General features: G+C 63.1%; 19 protein-coding genes, 2 tRNA genes and 1 pseudogene. 20 read left to right on the forward strand and 2 right to left on the reverse strand.

All coding sequences use genetic code 11. The features are described 5' to 3' along the window. Positions 1–9 precede the first annotated feature (9 nt). A protein-coding gene (locus AAV94_RS14680; RefSeq protein ID WP_156454342.1) for an IS5 family transposase occupies positions 10–802 on the reverse strand; the annotation gives its coding sequence in 2 pieces (ribosomal slippage) (positions 10–544 and positions 543–802; 795 coding nt in all). A gap of 161 nt (positions 803–963) precedes the next feature. Between AAV94_RS14680 and AAV94_RS09770 the strand changes: the two genes are divergently transcribed. Beyond that, positions 964–2,130, forward strand: coding sequence for a YncE family protein (locus tag AAV94_RS09770; RefSeq protein WP_046742147.1), 1,167 nt, complete (start codon positions 964–966; stop codon positions 2,128–2,130). Positions 2,131–2,147: 17 nt separating this feature from the next. Further along, positions 2,148–3,008 (forward strand): sulfurtransferase, encoded by an 861-nt coding sequence (locus AAV94_RS09775; RefSeq protein ID WP_046742148.1) that lies wholly within the window; start codon positions 2,148–2,150, stop codon positions 3,006–3,008. Positions 3,009–3,016: 8 nt separating this feature from the next. Here the strand turns inward: AAV94_RS09775 and mutM are convergent, their stop codons facing one another. Then, positions 3,017–3,832, reverse strand: a complete 816-nt coding sequence (gene mutM, locus AAV94_RS09780; protein ID WP_046742158.1) for a bifunctional DNA-formamidopyrimidine glycosylase/DNA-(apurinic or apyrimidinic site) lyase — start codon at positions 3,830–3,832, stop codon at positions 3,017–3,019. A gap of 106 nt (positions 3,833–3,938) precedes the next feature. Here mutM and AAV94_RS09785 point away from each other — a divergent pair, with 106 nt between their 5' ends. The 18 genes and pseudogenes from AAV94_RS09785 to AAV94_RS09870 all read left to right on the forward strand — a co-directional run. Next, the gene (locus tag AAV94_RS09785; protein ID WP_046742149.1) at positions 3,939–5,714 is read left to right on the forward strand and encodes a tetratricopeptide repeat protein; all 1,776 of its coding nucleotides are present in this window, start codon (positions 3,939–3,941) and stop codon (positions 5,712–5,714) included. Next, a complete protein-coding gene (locus AAV94_RS09790; RefSeq protein ID WP_046742150.1) occupies positions 5,711–6,247 on the forward strand; it encodes a lipoprotein insertase outer membrane protein LolB in 537 nt (178 codons plus the stop codon). Before AAV94_RS09785 ends, AAV94_RS09790 begins: the two co-directional genes overlap by 4 nt. Positions 6,248–6,259: 12 nt before the next feature. Next, positions 6,260–7,105 carry a 4-(cytidine 5'-diphospho)-2-C-methyl-D-erythritol kinase gene (ispE, locus tag AAV94_RS09795; protein ID WP_407927315.1) on the forward strand — a complete coding sequence of 282 codons (846 nt, stop codon included), beginning with the start codon at positions 6,260–6,262 and terminating at the stop codon, positions 7,103–7,105. Between the two features lie 78 nt (positions 7,106–7,183). Then, a tRNA-Gln gene (locus AAV94_RS09800) sits at positions 7,184–7,260 on the forward strand. A 188-nt stretch (positions 7,261–7,448) separates the two neighbouring features. Continuing rightward, entirely contained in the window at positions 7,449–8,426 is a 978-nt protein-coding gene (locus AAV94_RS09805; protein ID WP_046742151.1) for a ribose-phosphate pyrophosphokinase, read from the forward strand. Positions 8,427–8,544: 118 nt separating this feature from the next. Then, positions 8,545–9,162 (forward strand): 50S ribosomal protein L25/general stress protein Ctc, encoded by a 618-nt coding sequence (locus tag AAV94_RS09810; protein WP_046742160.1) that lies wholly within the window; start codon positions 8,545–8,547, stop codon positions 9,160–9,162. A 145-nt stretch (positions 9,163–9,307) separates the two neighbouring features. After that, positions 9,308–9,889: an aminoacyl-tRNA hydrolase gene (gene pth / locus AAV94_RS09815; RefSeq protein ID WP_046742161.1), complete on the forward strand. Its 582-nt coding sequence runs from the start codon at positions 9,308–9,310 to the stop codon at positions 9,887–9,889. 538 nt (positions 9,890–10,427) lie between these two features. Further along, on the forward strand, positions 10,428–12,239 hold the full coding sequence (locus tag AAV94_RS09820; RefSeq protein ID WP_046742162.1) for a GspE/PulE family protein: 1,812 nt from the start codon (positions 10,428–10,430) through the stop codon (positions 12,237–12,239). Between the two features lie 89 nt (positions 12,240–12,328). Next, on the forward strand, positions 12,329–14,320 hold the full coding sequence (locus tag AAV94_RS09825) for a DNA topoisomerase IV subunit B (RefSeq protein ID WP_046742152.1): 1,992 nt from the start codon (positions 12,329–12,331) through the stop codon (positions 14,318–14,320). Between the two features lie 128 nt (positions 14,321–14,448). Beyond that, positions 14,449–15,057: a hypothetical protein gene (locus AAV94_RS09830; RefSeq protein ID WP_046742153.1), complete on the forward strand. Its 609-nt coding sequence runs from the start codon at positions 14,449–14,451 to the stop codon at positions 15,055–15,057. 569 nt (positions 15,058–15,626) lie between these two features. Beyond that, the gene (locus tag AAV94_RS09835; RefSeq protein WP_046742154.1) at positions 15,627–17,198 is read left to right on the forward strand and encodes a TerC family protein; all 1,572 of its coding nucleotides are present in this window, start codon (positions 15,627–15,629) and stop codon (positions 17,196–17,198) included. Between the two features lie 141 nt (positions 17,199–17,339). Beyond that, entirely contained in the window at positions 17,340–17,606 is a 267-nt protein-coding gene (gene rpsO / locus AAV94_RS09840; protein WP_052755007.1) for a 30S ribosomal protein S15, read from the forward strand. A gap of 257 nt (positions 17,607–17,863) precedes the next feature. Then, positions 17,864–20,005, forward strand: a complete 2,142-nt coding sequence (gene pnp, locus AAV94_RS09845) for a polyribonucleotide nucleotidyltransferase (protein ID WP_046742155.1) — start codon at positions 17,864–17,866, stop codon at positions 20,003–20,005. A 55-nt stretch (positions 20,006–20,060) separates the two neighbouring features. Next, positions 20,061–21,050: an NAD(P)H-quinone oxidoreductase gene (locus AAV94_RS09850; RefSeq protein WP_046742156.1), complete on the forward strand. Its 990-nt coding sequence runs from the start codon at positions 20,061–20,063 to the stop codon at positions 21,048–21,050. A gap of 23 nt (positions 21,051–21,073) precedes the next feature. After that, positions 21,074–21,832: a triose-phosphate isomerase gene (gene tpiA, locus AAV94_RS09855; protein ID WP_046742164.1), complete on the forward strand. Its 759-nt coding sequence runs from the start codon at positions 21,074–21,076 to the stop codon at positions 21,830–21,832. Between the two features lie 100 nt (positions 21,833–21,932). Further along, on the forward strand, positions 21,933–22,478 hold the full coding sequence (secG, locus tag AAV94_RS09860; RefSeq protein WP_046742157.1) for a preprotein translocase subunit SecG: 546 nt from the start codon (positions 21,933–21,935) through the stop codon (positions 22,476–22,478). A 147-nt stretch (positions 22,479–22,625) separates the two neighbouring features. Next, positions 22,626–22,711, forward strand: a tRNA-Leu gene (locus AAV94_RS09865). Positions 22,712–23,183: 472 nt separating this feature from the next. Next, a pseudogene (locus tag AAV94_RS09870) lies at positions 23,184–23,607 on the forward strand (IS5-like element ISPa35 family transposase); the annotation flags it as partial.

Genomic DNA, 23,607 nt, shown 5'->3' on the forward strand with positions numbered 1-23,607 from the left:
AGAACCTGTTCAAAGTCTTTTGAGCAGCAAAGCCAAGAATGCCAGGTGAATGAACTGTAAGCTGGTGTTGAGCAGGCGCTCGCAGTTCTTCCATAGTCGTCTGCTCTTGCCCAGCCAGGCGAAGCTGCGCTCGACCACCCAGCGCTTGGGCATGACCTTGAAGGTATGCAGTTCACTGCGTTTGGCAATCTGCACCGTCACATGCTCACCCAGGACCTCGCACACACCCCGTGTGAAGGGCTGACCCACATAGCCGCTGTCGCACAGTAGACTTTGCACCTGCCTGAGTCCAGGCCCGCAACGACGCAGCGCCTGCAACGCCCCTTTGCGGTCCGTCACCTCGGCCGTGGTCACCGCCACCGCGTGCGGCAGGCCCTGCGTGTCCACCGCAATGTGGCGCTTGATGCCCGAGACCTTCTTACCTGCGTCATAGCCCTTCTGGCCCGCCGTATCGCTGTTCTTGACGCTCTGCGCGTGCACGATCAAGAGCGTGCTGCAGGCGTTGCGCCCCAGTCTCTCTCGGGCCGCGCCAACCTGATTTTTTTAAAGCCTGCTCCAGCAGGCTGCCTCCTTCGCGTGGCTCGCTCCAGATCGCAAAGTACGAGTGCACCGTGCGCCACTTCGGAAACTCCTCGGGCAGCATGCGCCACTGGCAGCCGCTTCTGAGCAGGTACAGCACCGCGCAGAACACCTCATACAGGTCTACTCGCCTGGGGCTGGTCTTTTTGCGCGCGCTTTCCAACAACGGCTTGACAATCTCGAATTGTTCACGGCTGATGTCGCTCGGATAGCTCTTTCTCATCCCCAAAGCATCTCATAACTCCAGAGACTTTGAACAGGTTCTTAGGCCGCACTGCCCCTGTGCGAGAATGCGCCCTGTAGCCAAAGTACGCCTGCAATCCAGTGGGTGCGTGCTCAGCCAGCAAGTTTTCAATGTGTGTTTTTGAATGGAGCCGGCTTCGCATGCAAATTCGTTTACTTTCTCTGATAGTTGCCGCAACGGCAGTCCTTGTTGTGGGCTGCAGCACCCCTTCCGCCAATTCGGCGGGCACGTCGCCAGCGGCAGCTTCCGCCGCGTCGGTACAGCCTGTGGCTGCGGCGCCGCAGGTCTCGCGTGCTGCCATTGCCCCAGCGCTGTACGAGCTGGCCTATTCCGCCCGCCAGCATGCGCTGTTTGCCGTCTCCGCCGGCGGCTTTGGCGAGGACGCGCCGGCGAGCAAGTTGCTCAAACTCGAGCCGGACACGTTGGCCGTCGTGGCCGAAGTGCCATTGGAGCCCAGCGGCTTTGGCATTGCGTTGGACGATGCGGCCAACCGCATTTACGTGGGTCAGGGCCTTGATGCGCGCATTGCGGTGTTCGACAGCACCACGCTGGAGCCGGTTGGGTCCGTGCAGCTGATTGCGCACAAGACCAAGGGGGCGGACGGGCGTGAGCGCTTCGCCCATCATTTCCGTCAGCTGGTGCTCGATCCTGCGAACAAGCGTTTGTACGCGCCTGGCCTCAGCACGGAAGGCAGTGCGCTGTATGTCGTCGACACGCAGGCGCTGCGGGTCGAGAAAGTCGTGCCAGGTTTCGGTCAGGTGGCCACGGGCATTGCACTGGATCCGGCACGCCAGCGCCTGTTTGTGTCCAACCTGCGCAGCGGCTTGTTCGAGGTCGATACGCGCACACTTGAGATTCGCAATGCCTACGAGGTCGCGGCGGACCAGCTGCTCAACCTGTGGTTCGATGCCCAGAGCGGCCGCCTGTTTGCCACAGACCAGGGCCTTGAGGCGATCAATGCGCGTCGCCAGAAGGTTGATCCCACTTTTGTGCCGCATCCGGGCAACCGCGTCGTGGTGTTCGATCCTGACAGTGGCCGCATCACGGCCGGCATCCCGACCGACGAGGGGCCGATTGCATTGCGCCTGGATGCACCGCGGCACCGGCTGTTCGTGACCAATCGTGGTGGCGCCAGCGTGACGGTGTTTGATACGCAGACGCTGGAGCGCCTGCACACCATCGCCTTGCCGGACCATCCCAACAGCCTGGCCTATGACGACGTCAATCAGGTGCTGTACGTCAGCGTCAAGAACGGACGCGAGGCCGATCGCGAAGCGCCGGAGAGCATTGCGCGCATCGCGTTCTGAATCAGGAGTGCCATCGCGTGGAAGCATCCAGTCATCTGATCAGCCCGGAGCAGCTGTGGCAGCACATGCAGGCCGCCACGCCCGGGCAAAAACTGGTGGTGGTGGATTGCCGCTTCGAACTGGGCGATGCCGGCTGGGGCCGCCAGGCGTTTGGCGCTGCGCGCATTCCCGGCGCGGTCTACCTCAGCCTGGAAGAGGATCTGTCGGGCACCCCGACGGCGCAGAGCGGCCGCCACCCGCTACCGGATCCTGCCGCCCTTGCCGCCAGGCTGGCGCAAGCCGGCATTGGCGATGACAGCCTGGTCGTGGCCTACGATCAGGGAAGCTGGATGATGGCCGCGCGACTATGGTGGATGCTGCGCTGGCTGGGGCACGAGCAGGTGCGCGTGCTCGATGGCGGCATGCCGGCCTGGCAGGCCGCAGGGTTGCCGCTTGCGTGTGGCACGCCCGTCGCCCGCACGCCCGCAGCGTTCACGCCGCAGGTCCGCGATGACCTGCAGGTGGATGTCGCCCAGGTCGAATCCGCGCTGGGCACGGATGCACTACTGCTGGTGGATGCCCGTGCCCCTGAGCGCTACCGTGGCGAGGTGGAGCCGCTGGATCCGGTGGCGGGCCATATTCCCGGTGCAGTCAACCTGCCGTTTACCGCGCAGCTGGAAGGCGGCAGGCTCAAGCCTGCGGCGCAGCTGCGTGCGGCGTTCCAGGCGCTCATGGGGACACGCGATGCGTCGCAGATCGTGCACACCTGCGGCAGCGGTGTTTCGGCCGTTGTCAACCTGCTGGCGATGGAGGAGGCGGGCCTGCGCGGCAGCAGGCTCTATCCCGGCAGCTGGAGCCAGTGGTGCAGCGATCCGCGCAGGCCTGTCGCGAAGTCGTAAACAGGCTCTCACCGTTGGCAGCGCGGGCAGTAGTAGGTGCTGCGTTGACCTTGCACGATGTGGCGGATGGGCGTGGCGCAGACGGTGCAGGGCAGGCCGGCTCGCCCGTAGACGCGTGCGCTGAGCTGGAAATGGCCATGGCTGCCGTCACTGGCCACGAAGTCCCGCAGGCTGCTGCCGCCCAAGCGCACCGCATCCGCGAGCACCTGCACGATGGCCGCATGCAGCCGGGCAAGACGTTGCGGCGCAATGCGGCCTGCACGCGTGGCAGGGTGAATGCGTGCGAGAAACAGGGCTTCACTGGCATAGATGTTGCCCACACCGACCACCACATCACCTGCAAGCAATGCCTGTTTGACGCTGACGCTGCGGCCGCGAAAGCCCGCTTGCAGCGTTTCGGGCGTGAAGGCAGGCGACAGCGGCTCCGCTCCCAGCCTGCCGAGCAGCTTGGTCAGGCGAGGATCGGACGCGCTGTCGGCATGGACGAGGGCACCGAACCGGCGAGGGTCGTGCAGCCGTACGACGTGTTCAGCGAAAACGAGATCGACGTGATCATGCGGTCCGCGCGGCGTGGCCACGGGAAGCACGCGCATGCTGCCGGACATGCCCAGATGCAGGGCCAGCACGCCACGCTCACGCAAAGTGATTAGCAGGTATTTGCCTCGGCGGTGCACATCGGTCACCAGGCTGCCCGCCAGCGTATGCGGATCGCACCCCAACGGCCAGCGCAGCGGCTTGCCCAGCACGACAGCCTCAAGCGTCCGGCCAATCATGGCGGGTGCGATGCCCAGGCGGGTGACTTCGACTTCAGGCAATTCTGGCATGGTGGCTGCAGGTAAGCGGCGGCACGCGGTGCTATCCCGCGTCATGATTGGGATTGGGCAATTGGATTATTATGGTTCGATGCATAAAAAATCGCACCGCAGATGGATGTCCCTGGTCGCTGGCAGCGCGTTGCTGCTGTCGGGTTGCCAGGCCACGCCAGCGCAGGAAAATGATGTTGCGGCCCGGCTGGAGAATGCGCCAGCGTCGTTGAGCGCCCGCGCCATGGCCGAGAGCGTCTACGAAGTCTTGGTGGCGGAGATCGCCGGCCAGCAGGGGGATCTGGCGACCGCCTATTCCCTGCTGATGCGTGCTGCGCAGACGCGCCAGCAGGAAGATCTGTACCAGCGGGCCCTGCAGGCCGCACTGCAGATGGGCGACGGCAACCGCGCGCTGGAGGCGGCGCAGGCCTGGCAGAAGGCCATGCCGCAGTCGCGCGAGGCCAACCAGACAGTGCTGCAGATGCTGCTGGCGCTCAACCGCATTCCCCAGTCCCAGTGGCACCTGCGCCAGGAACTGCGCCTGACGCCGGATGCGGAGATGGCCGAGAACCTGTACGCCATTCCGCTGCTGTATCAGCGCGTGCCGGACAAGCAGATGGTGCTCAAGGTCGTCGAGGCGGCGCTTGAAGAATTCCTGCAGCCAGGCTCTCCCTGGCGCGGTGACGCCGTTGCGGTGCTGGGGCGCATTCAGTTGCAGGCAGGTGATGCCGAGGGGGCGCTGGCGCGCATGCGTGAGGCATTTGCCATCAACCCGCGCGCGAGCGGGGCTGCCTTTCTGGCACTGGAGCTGTATGGTGGCGGTGAGGTGCAGGCGGGCGCGCCGCTGCACCGCTATGCGGCCAGCGAGCAGGCCTCGCCCCGGTTTCTGCTGAGTTATGCGCGCATGCTCATCGGCCAGAATCATTCCGAGCAGGCGCTGGAAGTTCTTGAGCGTGTGACGCGTGTCAATGATCCCGCGCTCAGCGAGGCATGGCTGGCCAAGGCGGCGCTTGAAGCAGGCCGGCAGGACTATGCCCGCGCACGCGCGTCGCTGGATGCGTTTGAGGCGCAGCTGGTGCAGCTGCCACCCTCGGGTGCACGCCAGCGCGGGCTGGATGAGGCCAACGTGATGCGTGCGCAATTGGCCGATGTTGAAGGCGACCATGACGCGGCACGTCGCTTTATCGAACAGATTCGCGAACCCGAAGTGGCCGCCCGCGCATTGTTTCAGCACGCACAGGCTCTGGCCGGCGCAGGACGGCTTCACGAGGCGCGCGAGGCGATTCGCAGTGCGCCGGCACTGGATGAAGATATGCGGCACATGAAGGTGCTGGCGGAGGTGCAGTTGCTGCGTGACCAGGCGCGCTACCATGAGGCCTACGTGCTGCTCAGCGCGTTGGTGGAGGCCAGCCCGGACGACGACGATCTGGCCTACGAACTGGCCCTGCTGGCAGAAAGGCTTGGCCGCACGGCAGAGATGGAAGCGCGGTTGCGCGCCATCATCGCGCGCTCGCCCGAGCATCACCATGCGCTCAATGCGCTGGGGTATTCGCTGGCCGATCGCGGCGAGCGTCTGGATGAGGCACGGACACTCATTACCCGCGCGTTGGCGTTCGAGCCGGACAGCCCCTACATCCTCGACAGTCTGGGCTGGCTGGAGTACCGTGAAGGCAATCTGGCACGTGCCATCGAACTCTTGCAGAAGGCCTATGACGGGGATCAGGATGCCGAGATCGCCGCGCATCTCGGCGAGGTGCTGTGGCAGGCCGGCCAACGCGCTCGTGCCAGAGACATCTGGCAGCGCGCCGCGCAGGCGCAGCCGGACAACCAGACCTTGCGCGAGACGATGCAGCGGCTGGATGCGTCGGGCGCCGCCGAGTCGCGCAGACAGGAGTCGCAATGAACCCGCGCGCCACCCCTGTCCCGCGCGACCTGCTGCGTCGGCGCAGCTGGCTGGCTGCAGTCGGCGCTGCTGCCTTGCTGGCAGCCTGCGCGTTGCCGGGCCGTCGCACCCCCTATGTGCTGCATCAGGGCCACTGGCGCGGAAGGCTTGCGTTGCGTACTGAGGAGTCGCAGCCGCAGTCGCACGTGGCCAGTTTCGAGCTGCGCGGCAGTGCGCAGCGCGGTGAGTTGCAGGTGTTCAACCCATTGGGCAATGTCATGGCGCGTCTGCACTGGGGCCCGGGTGCGGCCTATCTGCGCACAGGCAATGAGCAGGTCGAGGGCGAATCGCTGGAAGCATTGGCGGAGCGGGTGTTCGGCACGGCAGTGCCCATTGCCGCGCTGTTTGCATGGCTGTCCGGACAGGCGCAGCCAGTTGCCGGCTGGCGGGTTGACCTCTCGCGCTTTGCGCAAGGGCGTATCGAGGCCTTGCGTGAGCAGCCGCTGCCGCGCACCCGTTTGCGCGTCATCCTCGAGAACACAGATCCAGCCTGAGCGCGAGCCATGTTGATGCGCATTGAAGGCGTCAAGGCGCCTGCGAAGCTGAATCTGTTCCTGCATGTCACCGGTGTACGCAATGACGGCTACCATCTGCTGCAGTCCGTGTTTGTGCGCATTGACTGGCAGGACACACTGGATTTTTGGGTCCGCACCGATTCCGCAGCCATCACTCGCGAGGATGTGACCGTGCCGCTGCCCGCGCAGGACCTGACGGTGCGTGCCGCACGCGCGCTGCAGCAGGCTGGCGGCGTCGCCCTGGGAGCGCATATCCGTGTGGACAAGTCCATCCCCTCCGAGGCTGGCCTGGGAGGGGGCTCCTCGGATGCGGCCGCCACGCTGCTTGCACTCAACCGCCTGTGGAGACTGGACTGGCCGCTGGAGCGCCTGCTGCCCCTTGCCGCCAGCCTCGGTGCGGACGTGCCCTTTTTTCTTGTCGGCAGCAATGCATGGGTGGAGGGAGTCGGTGAGCAGATCACGCCCTTGCAAGAGCGGGTGACGCTGCCTCCGACGCGGTTCGTTGTCGTCAAGCCGCAGCAGGGCGCTGCCACGGCTGAAATATTTCGTCACCCGTTGCTGAACCGCTCCCATCAATCTGCTACAATTTCCGGCTTTGCAGCGGACCCATTTGGGTTTGGCGGAAATGACTTGCAGATGGCGGCAGAGCAGATCTGCCCTGACGTAAAAAAAGCCATTTTTTTGCTGAAAGCTGCAGGATTTCGCGGTAGAATGACAGGCTCTGGTTCTGCAGTGTTTGCAGTGCTTGGGCAGGAAGACTGTGGCTTGCAATTGCAGCGGCTTTCGGCGAGTTTGCCTGATGGCTGGGTGATGCGGGTTTGCAATTTGCTGCTGTGATTTTCAGGTATTTGCGCAGCAATGCGTGGGTGCTAAAAAAGTTTGAAGTGGGGTGGCATACGGTGCCGCACCACGTGCAGGGGAGTCGCCAAGTTGGTTAAGGCACCGGATTTTGATTCCGGCATTCGAGGGTTCGAATCCTTCCTCCCCTGCCATTGATTGAGACGCCGCTTTGCGGCGTTTTGTGTTTTGGTATTGTGTAGGGCTGGCTCGGTATGCAGGTGCCGGTTCGGCCCTTTAATGCATCGGTGGGCTTGTTACCAGGGCGCGCCTGATGCGCTGGCGGCAGCGGCATTGGTCTGCTTTCACCTGAATGATCTTCTCCACGATCGCGAGCGGTTCTATGAGTGCCCATCATCATCCCGATTTCTTGGTCTTTACCGGCAACGCCAATCCCGCGTTGGCCAGGGAAGTCTCGCAGCACCTTGGCACCGCGTTGGGGGCGATGCAGGTCGGACGCTTCTCGGATGGCGAGGTGACGGTCGAGATCAAGCAGAACGTGCGTGCCCGCGATGTCTTCGTGATCCAGCCAACCTGCGCGCCGACCAACGAGAACCTGATGGAACTGCTCATCATGGTTGATGCGCTCAAGCGCGCCTCGGCCGAGCGCATCTGTGCGGTGATTCCGTATTTCGGCTACGCGCGCCAGGATCGTCGGCCGCGCTCGACCCGCGTGCCGATTTCGGCCAAGGTTGTCGCCAACCTGCTGCAGACGGTGGGTGTGGCGCGCGTGCTGACGATGGATTTGCATGCCGACCAGATTCAGGGTTTCTTCGACATCCCGGTCGACAATATCTACGCCTCGCCGGTGCTGCTCAATGATCTGAACCAGAAGAAATACGACGATCTGATCGTTGTTTCGCCGGACGTGGGCGGTGTTGTGCGTGCCCGCGCGCTGGCCAAGGAGCTGGGGTGTGATCTGGCGATCATCGACAAGCGTCGCCCCAAGGCGAATGTCAGTGAGGTGATGAATGTCATCGGCGAGATCGATGGGCGCAACTGCGTGGTCATGGACGACATGATCGACACCGCCGGTACCCTGGTCAAGGCTGCCGAGGTACTCAAGGAGCGCGGTGCCAAGAGCGTGCATGCGTACTGTACGCATCCGATCTTCTCTGGCCCTGCCATCGAGCGCATTGGCAGTGGCGACGCGCTTGACGAGGTGGTCGTCACCAACACGATTCCGCTGTCTGATGCCGCGCGTGCGTGCAGCAAGATTCGTCAGCTGTCGGTGGCACCGCTGATTGCCGAAACCATCCAACGCATTGCGCGCGGGGATTCGGTCATGAGTCTGTTTACCGATCAGGAAGGCCTGTTCTGAACTGAACCGGCGGATCGGCACTATTTCGGTTTTTTAGCCGCGCGGCATGGCTTGCCGCGCATTTTGTCAAGTCTGGGGTTGCGAGCTGGTCGCGGCCGGCCCCTATCAGGAGAGAGTCATGCAAATCGTTGCATACAAACGTGAAAAGCAGGGAACGGGTGCGAGCCGCCGTCTGCGTCATATCGGTCGTACACCTGGCATCGTCTATGGGGGCGAGACCGAGCCCACCATGATCGAGCTGGATCACAATCCGCTGTGGTTTGCGCTGCAGAAGGAAGCCTTTCATTCCAGCATTCTGGATCTCGAGATCGACGGCACGACTGAAAAGGTGCTGTTGCGCGATGTGCAGTACCACCCGTACAAGCAACTGGTCCTGCACGTGGACTTCCAGCGCGTCAACGATCGTACGCGCTTGCACATGAGTGTGCCGCTGCATTTCGTCGGTGCCGAGGAAGCACCAGCCGTCAAGGTGGATGGACAGGTGATCTCGACCGTGACCAACGAAATTGAAGTTACCTGCATGCCCAAGGATCTGCCCGAGTCCATCGAGGTCGATCTCAGCAAGATGAGCAAGAACGGCGTGCTGCGTCTGCGCGACATCAAGCTGCCGCGCGGTGTATCCGCCCTCAAGCGTCTGGCCGCCATCAACCCAGTGCTGGCTACCGCTGCATCGGCGCCCGAAGCCGAGGAAGCCGATGCTGCGCCTGCCGCAGAAGAAGGCGAAGCCAAAGAGTAATGGCATCCGGCCCGACGGGCGCAGGCGTTGCCCCTCGGGCCTGACTGCACCTAGCAACCCGCCCGATATGGGCGGGTTTTTTTTATTGCATTGCGTCGCAGGCCTATGGCATGTTGTGGATGCGCATCGCACAGGAGAGGCGTTTATGGCATTGAAGCTGTTGGTAGGGCTGGGCAATCCTGGGCCCCAGTATGACGGGACTCGCCACAATGCGGGTTTCTGGTGGATTGATCGTGTGGCCCAACTAGCGGGCGCGGCGCTTGCGCCCGAGAAGGGGTTCTACGCCAACTTGGCCAAGGTCAACATTGGCGGGCAGCCCGTCTGGCTGATGCAGCCCATGACCTTCATGAACAAGTCGGGGCAGGCCGTGGGGGCGATGGCGCGCTTTTATCGCATCGAACCACAGGAGATTCTGGTGGTGCACGATGAGCTGGACCTGCGCCCCGGCCAGGTCAAGCTGAAGTTTGCCGGCAGTCATGCCGGCCATAATGGGCTGAAGGACATCCAGGCGCATCTGGGTACCCCCGATTACTGGCGTCTGCGCCTGGGTGTCGGCCATCCGGGCGTGAAGGCGGAAGTGATCAATTGGGTCCTGGGCAAGCCGAGCGCGGAGGACCGTCAGGCGATCGATCAGGCCATTGAACACACGTTGGGGGCTTTGCCCCAGATGCTGTCCGGGCAGATGGATTTGGCGATGCGGCATGTGCACACGCAGCCTTTGGGCTGAGAACCTGTTTACGCTCTTTTCATGCACCGCGCAGCCAGGCAAAGGCGCGGCGGGCAAGGCGCCTGCCGCAGCCCAGACTGTGGGCGTCTGCGCAAGGCGGGCAACGCTGTCCGGTGTGCCTTTGCCTGGCTGCCCCCTTGGGGTTGCCTCGCCAGACGCACGCTGCGGCGTTGCAAATCCTCGTCGGGCCACCAGCCCGACTGCGGTTTGCGCCTTGCATCGCATCGCCCGGTGAGGCAACGCGGCGTATGAAAAGAGCGTAAACAGGTTCTGAGAACCCCGGTCGCGAACGCTTCATTCCTCGCGTTGCCAGGTCTCCGTGCAGTGCCGCCAGCCGTGGTGCGAATCCTGGCCTTGTGATCAGCCATGCCCGCGCGATAAATCTGCGCGCGCATAATGGTTGCCAACATCTGCGGAGCGAGAAAAAGGCGGCGTCATGCAATTGCCACACCAGACATCGACATTACATGGGCAGGGCGAGGGCGCCAGTGCGGACATGCCGTCCTCGGCGGCGCACGGTGCGCTGCAGGACTCGGCCATGCGAGAGGCAGACGGCACGGCCGGCAAAGGCCGTCCGCCGTTTCGTGGCCGCCTGGACTGGCTGCATGTCGTGCAGTGGCTGCATGCCGATGACGTCATTTCGCCGGAAGAGGCGCAGCGTACGATAGCCCGGTTTTCGCGGGCAGAAAGTAGCCAGAACCCGTTGGTTCGTCTGGCTGGCATTGCGCTTTCGCATGCGCAGCAAGGCACGCCGCTGACGCTTGATGACCTCAGTGCATTCGTGGCGCAACGGGCCGGTATGGAGTTCGTGCGCATTGACCCGCTCAAGGCGGATGTCGGACGTGTGGCCGAGGTGATGAGCGCAGCGTATGCAAGCCGCTATGGCGTGCTGCCCCTGAAGGTTTCGCTCGACGAGGTGGTGGTGGCCACTTGCGAGCCGTATGCCATCGACTGGGTGCGCGAGATCGAACGCCAGGTCAAGCGGCCGGTGCGGCTGGTCATGGCCAACCCGCTGGAGCTGGAGCGCTACATCGGCGAGTTTTATGCCTTGTCCAGTTCGGTCAGCTCGGCCCAGAAGCAAAGTGCGGGCAGCGGCGCCGGTCTGGCCAGCTTCGAACAGCTGGTCGAACTGGGCAGCAGCAACCGCCTGCTGGATGCCAATGACCAGGGTGTGATCCGCGTGGTCGAGTGGTTGTGGCAGTACGCTTTCGATCAGCGTGCCAGTGACATCCACCTGGAGCCGCGCCGCGAGCAGGGGGCCATTCGCTTTCGCATCGACGGCGTGCTGCACACGGTCTACCAGATGCCCATCGGCGTGCTCAATGCCATGATTGCACGCATCAAGCTGCTGGGGCGCATTGATGTCGTCGAAAAGCGCCGGCCCCAGGATGGTCGCATCAAGACGCGCAATCCGCGTGGCGAGGAAGTCGAGATGCGCCTGTCGACCTTGCCGACCGCGTTTGGCGAGAAGATGGTCATGCGCATTTTCGATCCTGACAACACCATCAAGAGCCTGTCGGATCTGGGGTTCACCCCGCACGATGCGCGTCGCTGGGAACACCTGGTGCATCAGCCGCACGGCATCATCCTGGTTACTGGTCCGACCGGTTCGGGCAAGACGACCACCCTGTACTCGACGCTCAAGCGCGTTGCCACTGAAGCGGTGAACGTCAGCACCGTGGAGGACCCGATCGAGATGATCGAGCCGGCCTTCAATCAGACGCAAGTCCAGCCCCAGCTGGACTTCAGCTTTGCCGAAGGCCTGCGCGCGCTGATGCGCCAGGACCCGGACATCATCATGGTGGGCGAAATCCGTGATCTGGAGACGGCCGAAATGGCCATCCAGGCCGCGCTGACCGGGCATCTGGTGTTCTCCACCCTGCACACCAATGACGCGCCATCGGCGATTACCCGCCTGATGGAGCTGGGCGTGCCCGCCTATCTGATCAGTGCCACCTTGCTGGGCGTGCTTGCACAGCGTCTGGTGCGCACCCTCTGCCCATCGTGCAAGACGCCGGACGATGCCTTTGCGACTGCGCTGCTGGATGAGGCTGTCAAGCCCTGGAAGGTGAATCTCGGCGAAAAGACCATCACGCCTTACCGGCCCGTGGGCTGTACCGAGTGCCGCATGAGCGGCTATCGCGGCAGACTGGGCTTGTACGAGCTGCTGACCGTGAACCAGCAGGTGCGTGAGCAGATCCACGCCGACGTGAACATGGCGGCACTGCGCCGCGAGGCCGTGCAGGCCGGCATGCGCCCGCTGCGGCTGGGCGGCGCGCAGCGCATCGTCGATGGCAGTACTACGCTCGACGAGGTACTGATTGCGACGCCGCAGCCGTATCGCAGCTGAGAAAAGGTTGTGGGAATCCGTCTGTGCCGGAACCGGCTGCAGTGCCCGCCCGCGTGGATGGCGCACTAGCAGGCCCTAAAATCGTTGCCATGGCCACATCAAGCAAAAATGCCGCCACCGGCGGACACGCATATTCCGAAGGCTCGATCAAGGTGCTCAAGGGCCTTGAGCCGGTCAAGCAGCGCCCGGGCATGTACACGCGCACGGACAATCCGCTGCACATCATTCAGGAGGTGCTGGACAACGCGGCCGATGAGGCGCTGGCCGGATACGGCAAGAAGATCCGCTTCACGCTGCACGAGGACGGCTCGGTCAGCGTCGAGGACGAAGGCCGCGGAATCCCGTTCGGGTTGCACCCGGAGGAAAAGGCACCGGTGGTCGAGTTGGTGTTCACGCGGCTGCACGCGGGCGGCAAGTTCGACAAGGACTCAGGTGGCGCCTACAGCTTTTCCGGGGGGTTGCATGGTGTTGGTGTGTCGGTCACCAATGCGCTGTCGACCCGGCTGGAAGTCACCATTTACCGTGACGGCCAGGTTGCGAGGCTGGTGTTCGGCAACGGCGGCGACGTGGTCGAGCCGCTGCAGGTGCGCCCGGCGCAGCAGGGCGACCGGCGGCAGGGCACGACGGTGCGTGTCTGGCCGGATGCCAAGTACTTCGAGTCCAAGACCTTGCCGATGCCCGAGTTGCTTCACCTGCTGCGCAGCAAGGCCGTATTGATGCCGGGCGTGAGCGTCAGTCTCACCAACGAGAAAACCCGCCAGACGCAGAGTTGGCAGTACAAGGGTGGTCTGGCGGACTATCTGGCACAGGCGCTGGCGGCCGATCCTGTGATTCCGATGTTCGAGGGCGAGGGCTTTGCCGACCGCCATCACGAGAGCTTTGCCGTCGGGGAGGGGGCCAGCTGGTGCGTGGCCTTCACTGAGGAGGGCCAGCCGGTTCGCGAGAGCTACGTCAACCTGATTCCCACGCCCGCTGGCGGCACGCACGACAGCGGCCTGCGCGACGGGCTGTTCCAGGCCGTCAAGGGCTTCATCGACCTGCATGCGCTGCTGCCCAAGGGCGTCAAGCTGATGCCCGAGGACGTGTTCTCGCGTGCCAGCTACGTGCTGTCGGCAAAGATTCTCGATCCCCAGTTCCAGGGGCAGATCAAGGAAAAACTCAATTCGCGCGATGCGGTGCGGCTGGTCTCCAGCTTCGTCAAGCCGGCCATGGAGCTGTGGCTCAACCAGCATGTGGACTACGGCAAGCGCATCGCGGAGCTGGCCATCAAGGCGGCGCAGACGCGCCAGCGCGCCAGCCAGAAGGTGGAAAAACGCAAGGGCTCGGGGGTGGCCGTGCTGCCCGGCAAGCTCACCGACTGCGAAAGCCGTGATATCGCCTACAACGAAGTCTTTCTGGTCGAGGGCGATTCCGCAGGCGGCAGCGCCAAGATGGGGCGCGACAAGGAAACCCAGGCGGTGCTGCCGCTGCGCGGCAAAGTCCTCAATACCTGGGAGGTTGAGCGCGATCGCCTGTTTGCCAACAATGAGGTGCATGACATTGCCGTGGCCATTGGCGTCGACCCCCACGGTCCTGACGACGAGGTGGACCTCTCCGGCCTGCGCTACGGCAAGATCTGCATTCTCAGCGATGCAGATGTGGACGGTGCACACATCCAGGTGCTGCTGCTGACGCTGTTCTTCCGTCACTTTCCCAAGCTCATCGAGGCCGGCCACGTCTATGTGGCGCAGCCCCCGCTCTACAGCATCAGCGTGCCCGCGCGTGGCAAGAAGCCGGCCACCAAGCTCTATGTGCTCAGTGAGCAGGAACTGCAGAGCACCTTGGAGAAGCTGCGCAAGGACGGCGTCAGAGAAGGCGCCTGGACCATTGGTCGCTTCAAGGGGTTGGGCGAGATGAACGCCGAGCAGCTGTGGGAGACGACCCTCAACCCCGACACCCGCCGGCTGATGCAGGTGCAGCTGGGTATGTTCAGTTTTTCGCAGACGGAGAGCTACATTGCGCAACTCATGGGCAAGGGGGAAGCGGGAGCACGCCGTGAGCTGATGGAAATGCATGGCGACGACGTGGAAGTCGACGTATAGGCCGCAGCCAGCGCGTCAGCCGTCGGCGCATGGTTTCCAGCAGAACCCGGGGCATGTGACAATCTCGCGCTCCCTGGACGGGGTCTCCATCTATCAAATCGTCTTGAAGCCGCTATCGCGGCGCGTTTATGGAAATTGCATTTGTCATCGTTGTACTCGTGCTGGCGTGGATGGTGGTGCGGGCACGCTATCAGGCCCAGCGCATCGTCCTGCTGGGAAAGCACCTGTCGGGCCTGCAGGTCGAGCGCCACATGGAAACGCTGACCCAGGGCTATCTCCGCGCCATCCGCGAAAAGGACGTGAACCGGCAGAACCAGATCTGGGAGACGTTTGCCGCCAGTGAGTGTGGCGTTGCCGGACAGATCGAGCGGCTGGCAGAGGCGGTTGCGCGGGAGCCCCAGGAGCACACCCGCATAGCCAGATGGGCGATGTGCGTGCCGTATGTCGAGCGTTTTCTGCCGGCTGTGACGCGCGATTTCCGGCAACTGCTCAGGCTGCATGCGCAGGGCGTGCGCGAGATCGTCGAGAATCCCTCGGGCCTGTCTCCCAAGGATAGGGCCTACCAACTCTCTGCCGAGCTGTTTCTGCTGCAGCACAGCTGCCACTGGTTCTGCAAGTCGCGCGCGGTGGCCGATGCACGGCTGATTGCGCGACATCAGGTTGATCACGGCAAGGTACTGGCGTCGGTTTCCGAGCGCACGCGCAATGCCTACCTGCACTGGCTGGGGAGCACGTGAAGCGATCGTGGCAGCGTGCAGCACCGCTGATGCGGTAGAATCGGCCCACTTATGGAACCTCCCCCTGCGGATTCGCATTTATCCCGAGTTTCCCATCCTGCTGCGCTGCTTGCCGCCATTTTCCCGTGGCGGCTCGGCTGTGCAGTGCGTTTGCGTCCTGCGCTGTATGTTTGCGCTTGCTGTTACCCGGGCGCTTATGTGCGCGGACTGCGGCAGATCCTCTGTTTGATTGACTTGCTGGAAACGGCGTTGCGGCTTCGGCCTGCAGCGCTTGCGTGCGACGGCCCTTTGCCGCGCGTGCCCAGAGCGACGTGTGCCGCCTGCGCCCCGCCGTCTCCTGACTTGGCACGCTGGCCTGTGAGGCAGCAGGCGCTGCCAATGCGATCGCATCTCGCGCGCCTTCGTGTGCGGCTGGCTGGCAGATGCCCGCAGCGCTGCCTCGAAGCCGATGCGCCGAATGCATCCTCTTTCTCTGCATCTCGCATGGCGGCGTCGCATGGCGCGAACCTGCGGATATCCATGCCTTTACGGGCGCAGATCCCCTTTTCCCCACTCTCTTTTTCCACACCATGGAATGGTTGACAGATCCGACGATTTGGGTCGGCTTGCTCACGCTGATCGTCCTTGAGGTCGTCCTCGGTATTGATAACCTGGTCTTTATTGCCATCCTTGCTGACAAGCTGCCGCCGCACCAGCGCGACAAGGCGCGGGTCATCGGCCTGTCGCTCGCGCTGCTGATGCGGCTGGTGTTGCTGAGTGTGATGGCGCAAATCATCAAGCTCACCAATCCGCTGTTCAGCATCTGGATATTCACATTCTCCTGGCGGGACATCATCTTGCTCGCAGGCGGCTTGTTCCTGCTGTGGAAGGCCACGACCGAACTGCATGAGCGCCTAGAAGGTGTTCAGCATGCGGGGCCATCCAAGAGCGGCTATGCCAGCTTCTGGCTGGTGCTGCTGCAGATCATCGTGCTGGATGCGGTGTTCTCGCTGGACTCCATCATCACGGCCGTGGGCATGGTGCAGCACCTGCCGGTCATGATGGCTGCCGTCATCATCGCGATGGTGGTGATGATCGTCGCGTCCAAGCCGCTGACGCGTTTTGTCAGCCGTCACCCCACGGTGGTGGTGCTGTGCCTGAGCTTCCTGTTAATGATTGGCTTGACGCTGGTGGCCGAGGGACTTGGATTCCACTTGCCCAAGGGCTATCTGTACGCGGCCATTGGTTTCTCCATCATGATCGAGGCGCTGAACCAGTGGCGCCAGCGCAATATGCAGCGCCATGTTGCGCAAATGCCCATCCGCGACCGCACGGCCAAGGCGATCCTGCGCATGCTGGGAGACCGCAACGGGCTGGAGACGAGTCCGGAAGATGACGGCGCCGACCCGATAGGCGACGGTGCCTCGAAGGCCTTTGCGGACGAGGAGCGGCAGATGGTCGGCGGCGTGCTCGCGCTGGCGGAGCGTTCCGTGGCCTCCATCATGACGCCGCGCTCGGAAATCGAGTGGATCGACATCGGTGACAGCCGCGACAGCATTTACGAGACGCTGACCACCAACCCACACAGCCTGTTTCCGGTCTGCGACAAGAGCGGGCTGGACAATGTGCTGGGGGTGGCCAAGGCCAAGGATCTGCTGGCCGATCTGGTCAAGAACGGCGTGATCACCGTTGGAGAGAACCTGCAGCCGGCATTGGTCGTACCTGAGACCCTGTCGGTCATCAAGCTCGTGGGCATGTTCCGCCAGACCCGCCGCCAGGTGGCGCTGATCACCGATGAGTACGGCACAATCCTCGGGATGGCTACGCCGATGGATGTGCTTGAGGCGATTGCGGGCGAATTCCCGGAAGTGGGCGAGCGCCTGTCCATCGAGTCGCTGGAGCCTGGGCACTGGAGTGTTGACGGCCTGGCCGATCTTTACGAGTTGGCGCGCGAGACCAGAATTTCCGGTCTGGCCGAGGATGCGGAGGAATTCACGACCCTGGCGGGACTGATGATGTCCCGCCTGGGCCGCCTGCCCGAGCTCGGACAGGTGCTTGAGCACCGAGGCTTGCGCTTTGAGGTGGTCGAGATTGAGGACAAGCGCATCGAACGTGTCGATGTGTGCCTGATTCGCGATGACGCGCCATCGGATGGGCAGTGATTGCGCAGCCTGACTGCCCGCGCACAGTGCGGGCATGCGCGCCTGCTATAATTCGCAGCTCTTTCACGCCGCAGCCTTTTCCAGCAGCGGCGCATGTGCAACGGGGTGCTCATACATGCGCCCCATTTACAGGAAATCATCATGATCGCATCGTCTGTTAAGGCAGAAGTCATCAAAGAGAACGCGCGCAGCGCCAACGATACGGGTAGCCCGGAAGTGCAGGTGGCACTGTTGACGGCCCGCATCAATGAGCTGACGCCCCACTTCAAGCAGCACGCCAAGGACCACCATGGTCGTCGCGGCCTGCTGCGCATGGTCAGCCGCCGTCGCAAGCTGCTGGACTACCTCAAGAACAAGGATGCCGAGCGTTACACGGCGCTGATCGCCAAGCTCGGCCTGCGCAAGTAATCGGCGCACCATGCACGCAACGCCTGGGATTGCTGGTTGGCAACCAGGCGTTTTGTGTTTTTTCTGTTTTTCTTTTCCAGTTGCCGCACAGAGCGAAGCTGTGTCATTCCATGGAGGTCGCGCGACTGTGCGGCGTCCATGGAATGGCATCGTGTTCTGGTGCGACGGCAGTCGCAAGGCGCTGGAGTGTTTGTGTGGCCATGAGCCGCACTCGTGCGTGCGCCGCTCGTGCGTGCGCCTTCTAACCAGGAGCAACCATGTCCATTTTCAACAAGGTCGTCAAAGAGTTTCAGTGGGGTGATCGCAAGGTCATCATGGAGACGGGCGAAATCGCCCGCCAGGCCACCGGAGCGGTGCTGGTCAACATCGAAGACACGGTGGTGCTGGCCACGGTGGTTGCCAGCAAGAATGCCAAGCCAGGGCAGGACTTTTTCCCGCTGACCGTTGACTACATCGAGAAAACCTATGCTGCGGGCAAGATCCCCGGCAGCTTCTTCAAGCGCGAAGCCAAGCCCAGCGAGCTGGAGACGCTGACCAGCCGGCTTATCGATCGGCCCATCCGTCCTTTGTTTCCCGAGGGTTTTTACAACGAAGTGCACGTGGTCGTGCACACGCTGTCGCTGAATCCGGAAGTCGACGCTGACATCGCTGCGTTGATTGCCGTCAGTGCCGCGCTGAGCGTGTCCGGGATTCCGTTCAACGGCCCTATTGGCGCCGCGCGTGTGGGCTACATCAACGGCGAATACGTGCTCAACCCCAGCCGCACCGCACGCAAGAACAGTCGGTTGGATCTGGTGGTGGCGGGCACGGAGAGCGCCGTGCTGATGGTCGAGTCGGAGGCCGATCAGTTGACCGAGGAGGTTATGCTCGGTGCCGTGATGTTCGGCCACGAACAGGGCAGGATCGCCATCGATGCGATTCACGAGCTGGTGCGCGATGCCGGCAAGCCTGTGTGGGATTGGCAGCCTCCGCAGAAGGATCACGACTTCATCGCCAAGGTCAAGGCGCTGGGCGAGGAAAGGCTGCGTGCGGCCTACCAGATCCGTTCCAAACAGGAGCGCACGCAGGCCACGCGCACGGTCTATGCCGACGTCAAGGCGGCGCTGACCGAGCAGGGTGTCGAGTTCGATCCCGTCGAGGTCGACAACATCCTGTTCGACACTGAGGCGGCCATCGTGCGCGGTCAGATTCTGGCTGGCGAGCCCCGCATCGACGGGCGCGATACGCGTACCGTGCGTCCCATTGAGATCCGCAATGGCGTGCTGCCACGCGCCCATGGCTCCAGCCTGTTCACGCGTGGCGAGACCCAGGCGCTGGTGGTTACCACGCTGGGCACCGAGCGCGACGCGCAGCGCATTGATGCACTGGCTGGCGAATATGAAGAGCGCTTCATGCTGCACTACAACATGCCGCCGTTCGCCACCGGCGAAGTCGGCCGCATGGGCTCGACCAAGCGCCGTGAGATCGGTCACGGACGCCTGGCCAAGCGTGCGCTGGAAGCAGTGCTGCCATCCAAGGACGAGTTCCCCTACGTGATGCGGGTTGTCTCCGAGATCACGGAGTCCAATGGCTCCTCCTCGATGGCGTCGGTGTGCGGCGGGTGTCTGTCGCTGATGGATGCCGGCGTGCCGCTGAAGGCGCATGTGGCGGGCATCGCGATGGGCCTGATCAAGGATGAGTCGCGCTTTGCCGTGCTGACCGACATCCTTGGCGACGAGGATCACTTGGGCGACATGGACTTCAAGGTGGCGGGTACCACGACGGGCATCACCGCACTGCAGATGGACATCAAGATCCAGGGCATCACCCGCGAGATCATGCAGGTGGCACTGGCGCAGGCGCAGGAAGCGCGCCTGCACATCCTGAGCAAGATGCGCGAATCGATGGGCGAGGCCAAGGCGGAAGTCTCCGGCTATGCGCCCAAGCTCTACACGCTCAAGATCAACCCCGAGAAAATCCGTGACGTGATCGGCAAGGGTGGTGCCACCATTCGCCAGCTTACCGAGGAAACCGGCACGCAGATCGACATTGGCGAAGATGGCACCATTACCATCGCGGCGGTCGATGCAGCCAAGGCCGACGAAGCCAAGCGTCGCATCGAGGAAATCACCGCCGAGGCGGAGATCGGCAAGATCTACGAAGGCCCGGTGACGAAGATTCTCGACTTCGGCGCACTCGTGAACATTCTGCCAGGCAAGGATGGCCTGCTGCACATCAGCCAGATCGCGCATGAACGCGTCGAGAAGGTGGGCGACTACCTCAAGGAAGGCGAACTGGTGCGCGTGAAGGTACTGGAGACGGACGACAAGGGCCGCATCAAGCTCTCGCGCAAGGTGCTGCTGGATCGCCCGGCACGCGAGGAGGCGCCCGCGCAGGAGCAGCCCGCCGATCCGGCGTGAATCCATGACGTCGCATTGCCGCGCGTCAGACCTTGACGAGGAGTCTGCCATTACCATGCAAGCTGTTGTACTGGATGGGTTTGGTGCACCAGAAGTGTTGCGGCTTGGACAGGTACCCCGGCCTCAGTGGGGGCAGGGGGAGGCGCTGATTCGCGTCGCTGCCAGCGGTGTCAACCGGCCCGATGTGCTGCAACGCAAGGGCAAGTACGCGCCGCCGCCTGGCGCCAGCGAAATCGTGGGCCTGGAAGTTGCCGGAGAGATCGTCGATGGCGACCCCGTGGCCCTGGAAGCTGCTGGCCTGCGCATGGGTGATCGCGTCTGCGCACTGGTAGCCGGTGGCGGCTATGCGCAATACTGCGTAGCCCCGGTGGGCCAATGCCTGCCCGTGCCAACCGGGTTGAGCGACGTGGAGGCGGCCTGCCTGCCCGAGACATTTTTCACTGTCTGGAGCAATGTGTTTGATCGTGGCGGCCTCCAGCCCGGTGAAACCTTGCTGGTGCAAGGTGGCAGCAGCGGCATTGGCGTGACAGCCATTCAGCTGGCCACCGCCTTGGGCGCGCAGGTCCTTGTCACGGCGGGATCCCAGGAGAAATGCCAAGCCTGTTTGGCACTGGGGGCGGCGCACGCGATCAACTATCGCACACAGGATTTCGTGGCGGAAGTCGCGCGCATCACGGGTGGTCGCGGCGTAGACGTAATTCTGGATATGGTCGCAGGCGACTATGTGGCGCGTGAAGTGCAGTGCCTGGCTGAAGATGGCCGTCTCGTCATCATCGCCGTGCAAGGGGGCATTCAGGCTGGTTTCAATGCGGCGCTGGTGCTGCAACGCCGGCTGGTGATCACCGGCTCCACGCTGCGGCCGCGGCCAGTGGCATTCAAGTCCGCCATTGCCGCCAAGCTGCGTGAAAAAGTATGGCCACTGATTGAGAGTGGGCAGGTCAAGCCTGTGATTTATCGCCAGTTTCCTGCTGCACAGGCCGCGCAGGCGCATGCGTTGATGGAGTCCAACCAGCATATCGGCAAGCTGGTGCTGACATGGTCGTGAAGACCGTCAAGAAAGGAAACACGATGGGACGTAAGCTGGTTGTTGGCAATTGGAAGATGAACGGTAGCCTGGATGCCAACGCGGCATTGGTGCGTGGCATTCTTGACGGTCTGCCGGAGGCTGTTGGCACGCAGGCAGATGTCCGCGTAGCGGTGGCTCCGCCAGCGGTCTATCTGGCGCAACTACAAGCCTTGTTGCAGGGGCAGACGCTGTTGCAGCTTGCTGCCCAGGACGTTTCGGCCCATGCGGCTGGCGCGTTCACGGGCGATGTTGCGGCAGCGATGCTGGCCGAGTTCGATGTGCGGTACGTGATCGTTGGCCACTCAGAGCGGCGCAAGTATCAGCAGGAAAGCGATGCGGTCGTGGCGCAGAAGGCCGCTGCCGCACGGGCGGCAGGATTGGTACCCATCGTCTGTCTGGGCGAGACCCTGCAAGAGCGCGACGCGGGGCAGGCCCTTGCGGTGGTGCAGCGCCAGCTGCAGGCAGTGCTGACACAGCCTGGAGTCGCGGTCTCCCACCTGGTGCTGGCTTACGAGCCCGTCTGGGCCATCGGCACGGGGCGCACTGCCTCGCCCGAGCAGGCGCAGGAAGTCCATGCGGCACTGCGCCGTCTGCTCGGAGATGCGGCGGAGCAGGTAGCCATTCTTTACGGTGGCAGCATGAATGCGGGCAACGCCGCGCAGCTGCTGGCACAGGCCGATATCGACGGTGGCCTGATTGGCGGTGCGGCGTTGAAAGCCCACGATTTTCTTGCGATTGTGCATGCCGCAGCGCAGCAGTGATCGGCAGGGGCTGGGATTTGGGGGTGGAGGCCGCCTGCATCATGCAAGTGCGCGCGGCTGTTTCGCAAGGAATTTTGTTTAGCGAGAGAGGTGATTGAACATGAGTGTAACCATGACATTGGTGCTGCTGCTGCAGCTGGCTGCGGCGCTGACCATGATTGGGCTGATTCTCGTCCAGCAGGGCAAGGGCGCGGACATGGGAACGTCGCTGGGCAGCGGCAGTGCCGGCAGTCTTTTTGGCGCCTCTGGCAGCGCCAACTTTCTCTCGCGCATGACGGCCGTCTGCGCGACGGTGTTCTTCGCTGCAACGCTGGCACTCGCCTTGATGGCGAGCGCAGGGATGCAGCGAGCCGGTAGCGCCGATGACGGCAGTAGCGTGTTCGAGAATGTGCCGCTGGTCGCACCGGTTGAGACCGGTCCTGCTGCGGCCATTCCGGGGGCAGACAGCGCCAGTGGCAATACCGCGCCCGCAGCGCCGGCGTCTTCGGGCAGTAGCGCCGTCGATGCCATCCCCGGTGCGGGAGCCGACGCGTCACCAGCAGCATCGCCCGCAGCCGCGCAGGCCCCTGCGGCCGCAGAGCAACCCGGCGCCGCCGCGGACGCGCCGGCAGCAGGTGAGGAGAGCGCAACACCAGTGCAGGAGTAACTACGTAGCTGGCAGGCAAGGGCATTGTGGCGCCGCTGCCTGCTGGCAGCAAAAAGCGACGTTCTTGCGTTCAGGCTGAAGTTTTTCGATTAGAATCATCGTTTCCCGTTTGGCGGCAGCTACTGCTAGACGGGGCAAATGACATTTGCCGTCGTGGTGGAATTGGTAGACACGCTATCTTGAGGGGGTAGTGGCCCATGGCTGTGCGAGTTCGAGTCTCGCCGACGGCACCAAGTAAAGTTGTTAACCCTTGGGTTGCCTCTCGAAAGCGCAAGGAACCTGCTGCATGCAATGGCATACGGCAGGTTTTTTTATGTCAGTACCTTTTTTGCCATCTTCTCATCCGTTGCGTTGATCCGCCAGGAGATGCAATGCAAGGGGTAATGCGCAAGCTGGGCTGGGGGGCGGCGAGGATTTTCAACGCCGTGCGCTGCATTTTCGCTTGCCTGCGCAGCGCATGAAAGGAGCGTGAATAAGTTCTCAGATCATGCGCGAATAAGCGCGCGTGGGCAGGGCAAGTTCGCAGTGGCGAGTGCGGTGCGTGTGTGGCCAGGATGCGCGCGGCGTCACATCTCGGCCAACAGTCGTCGCCTGACCCGCGCAGGCTTGGACACCACGGCCTGCGCGACGGCCCTGCCGATGGCGGCGCAGGCCGTGACGCGGCGTTGTTGCACAAACGTCCCGAGTCTGTAGGCTAGCGCACCCATGACCAAGCCCGCTGCCGCCCAATACCGCACCACCAACTGGAAAGATTACAACGCAGCCCTCAAGGCCAGAGGCTCGCTCTCGGTGTGGCTGGATCGTGACATGCAATGGCACGGCCAGCCCACCGGTCGTCGCGGTCGATCACCGACGTTCAGCGATGCCGCCATCCAGTTCTGCCTGACCATCAAGGGGCTGTTCGGCCTGCCGTTGCGCCAAGTCATCGGTTTCGTGCAGAGCCTGATGCATCTGGCGGGCCTGGATGGGCCCGTGCCTGACTACAGCACGGTCTGCCGCCGTCAGAAAACGCTGACCGTGAACATACCCTATCGCCCCAGTCGTGGTGGCTTGCATCTGCTGGTCGACAGCACCGGCGTGAAGATGCTGGGCGAAGGCGAATGGAAAACGAAGAAACATGGCTCGGAAT

It is taken from the genome of Lampropedia cohaerens (genome assembly GCF_001005215.1).
GTDB classification, from domain to species: Bacteria; Pseudomonadota; Gammaproteobacteria; order Burkholderiales; family Burkholderiaceae_C; genus Lampropedia; species Lampropedia cohaerens.

Coding starts and splice junctions, on each gene's coding strand:
- AAV94_RS09770 (WP_046742147.1), top strand. CDS start 964: ATGCAAATTCGTTTACTTTCTCTGATAGTTGCCGCAACGGCAGTCCTT.
- mutM (WP_046742158.1), bottom strand. CDS start 3,832: ATGCCAGAATTGCCTGAAGTCGAAGTCACCCGCCTGGGCATCGCACCC.
- AAV94_RS09785 (WP_046742149.1), top strand. CDS start 3,939: ATGTCCCTGGTCGCTGGCAGCGCGTTGCTGCTGTCGGGTTGCCAGGCC.
- AAV94_RS09790 (WP_046742150.1), top strand. CDS start 5,711: ATGAACCCGCGCGCCACCCCTGTCCCGCGCGACCTGCTGCGTCGGCGC.
- AAV94_RS09805 (WP_046742151.1), top strand. CDS start 7,449: ATGAGTGCCCATCATCATCCCGATTTCTTGGTCTTTACCGGCAACGCC.
- AAV94_RS09810 (WP_046742160.1), top strand. CDS start 8,545: ATGCAAATCGTTGCATACAAACGTGAAAAGCAGGGAACGGGTGCGAGC.
- pth (WP_046742161.1), top strand. CDS start 9,308: ATGGCATTGAAGCTGTTGGTAGGGCTGGGCAATCCTGGGCCCCAGTAT.
- AAV94_RS09820 (WP_046742162.1), top strand. CDS start 10,428: ATGCGAGAGGCAGACGGCACGGCCGGCAAAGGCCGTCCGCCGTTTCGT.
- AAV94_RS09825 (WP_046742152.1), top strand. CDS start 12,329: ATGGCCACATCAAGCAAAAATGCCGCCACCGGCGGACACGCATATTCC.
- AAV94_RS09830 (WP_046742153.1), top strand. CDS start 14,449: ATGGAAATTGCATTTGTCATCGTTGTACTCGTGCTGGCGTGGATGGTG.
- AAV94_RS09835 (WP_046742154.1), top strand. CDS start 15,627: ATGGAATGGTTGACAGATCCGACGATTTGGGTCGGCTTGCTCACGCTG.
- rpsO (WP_052755007.1), top strand. CDS start 17,340: ATGATCGCATCGTCTGTTAAGGCAGAAGTCATCAAAGAGAACGCGCGC.
- pnp (WP_046742155.1), top strand. CDS start 17,864: ATGTCCATTTTCAACAAGGTCGTCAAAGAGTTTCAGTGGGGTGATCGC.
- AAV94_RS09850 (WP_046742156.1), top strand. CDS start 20,061: ATGCAAGCTGTTGTACTGGATGGGTTTGGTGCACCAGAAGTGTTGCGG.
- tpiA (WP_046742164.1), top strand. CDS start 21,074: ATGGGACGTAAGCTGGTTGTTGGCAATTGGAAGATGAACGGTAGCCTG.
- secG (WP_046742157.1), top strand. CDS start 21,933: ATGAGTGTAACCATGACATTGGTGCTGCTGCTGCAGCTGGCTGCGGCG.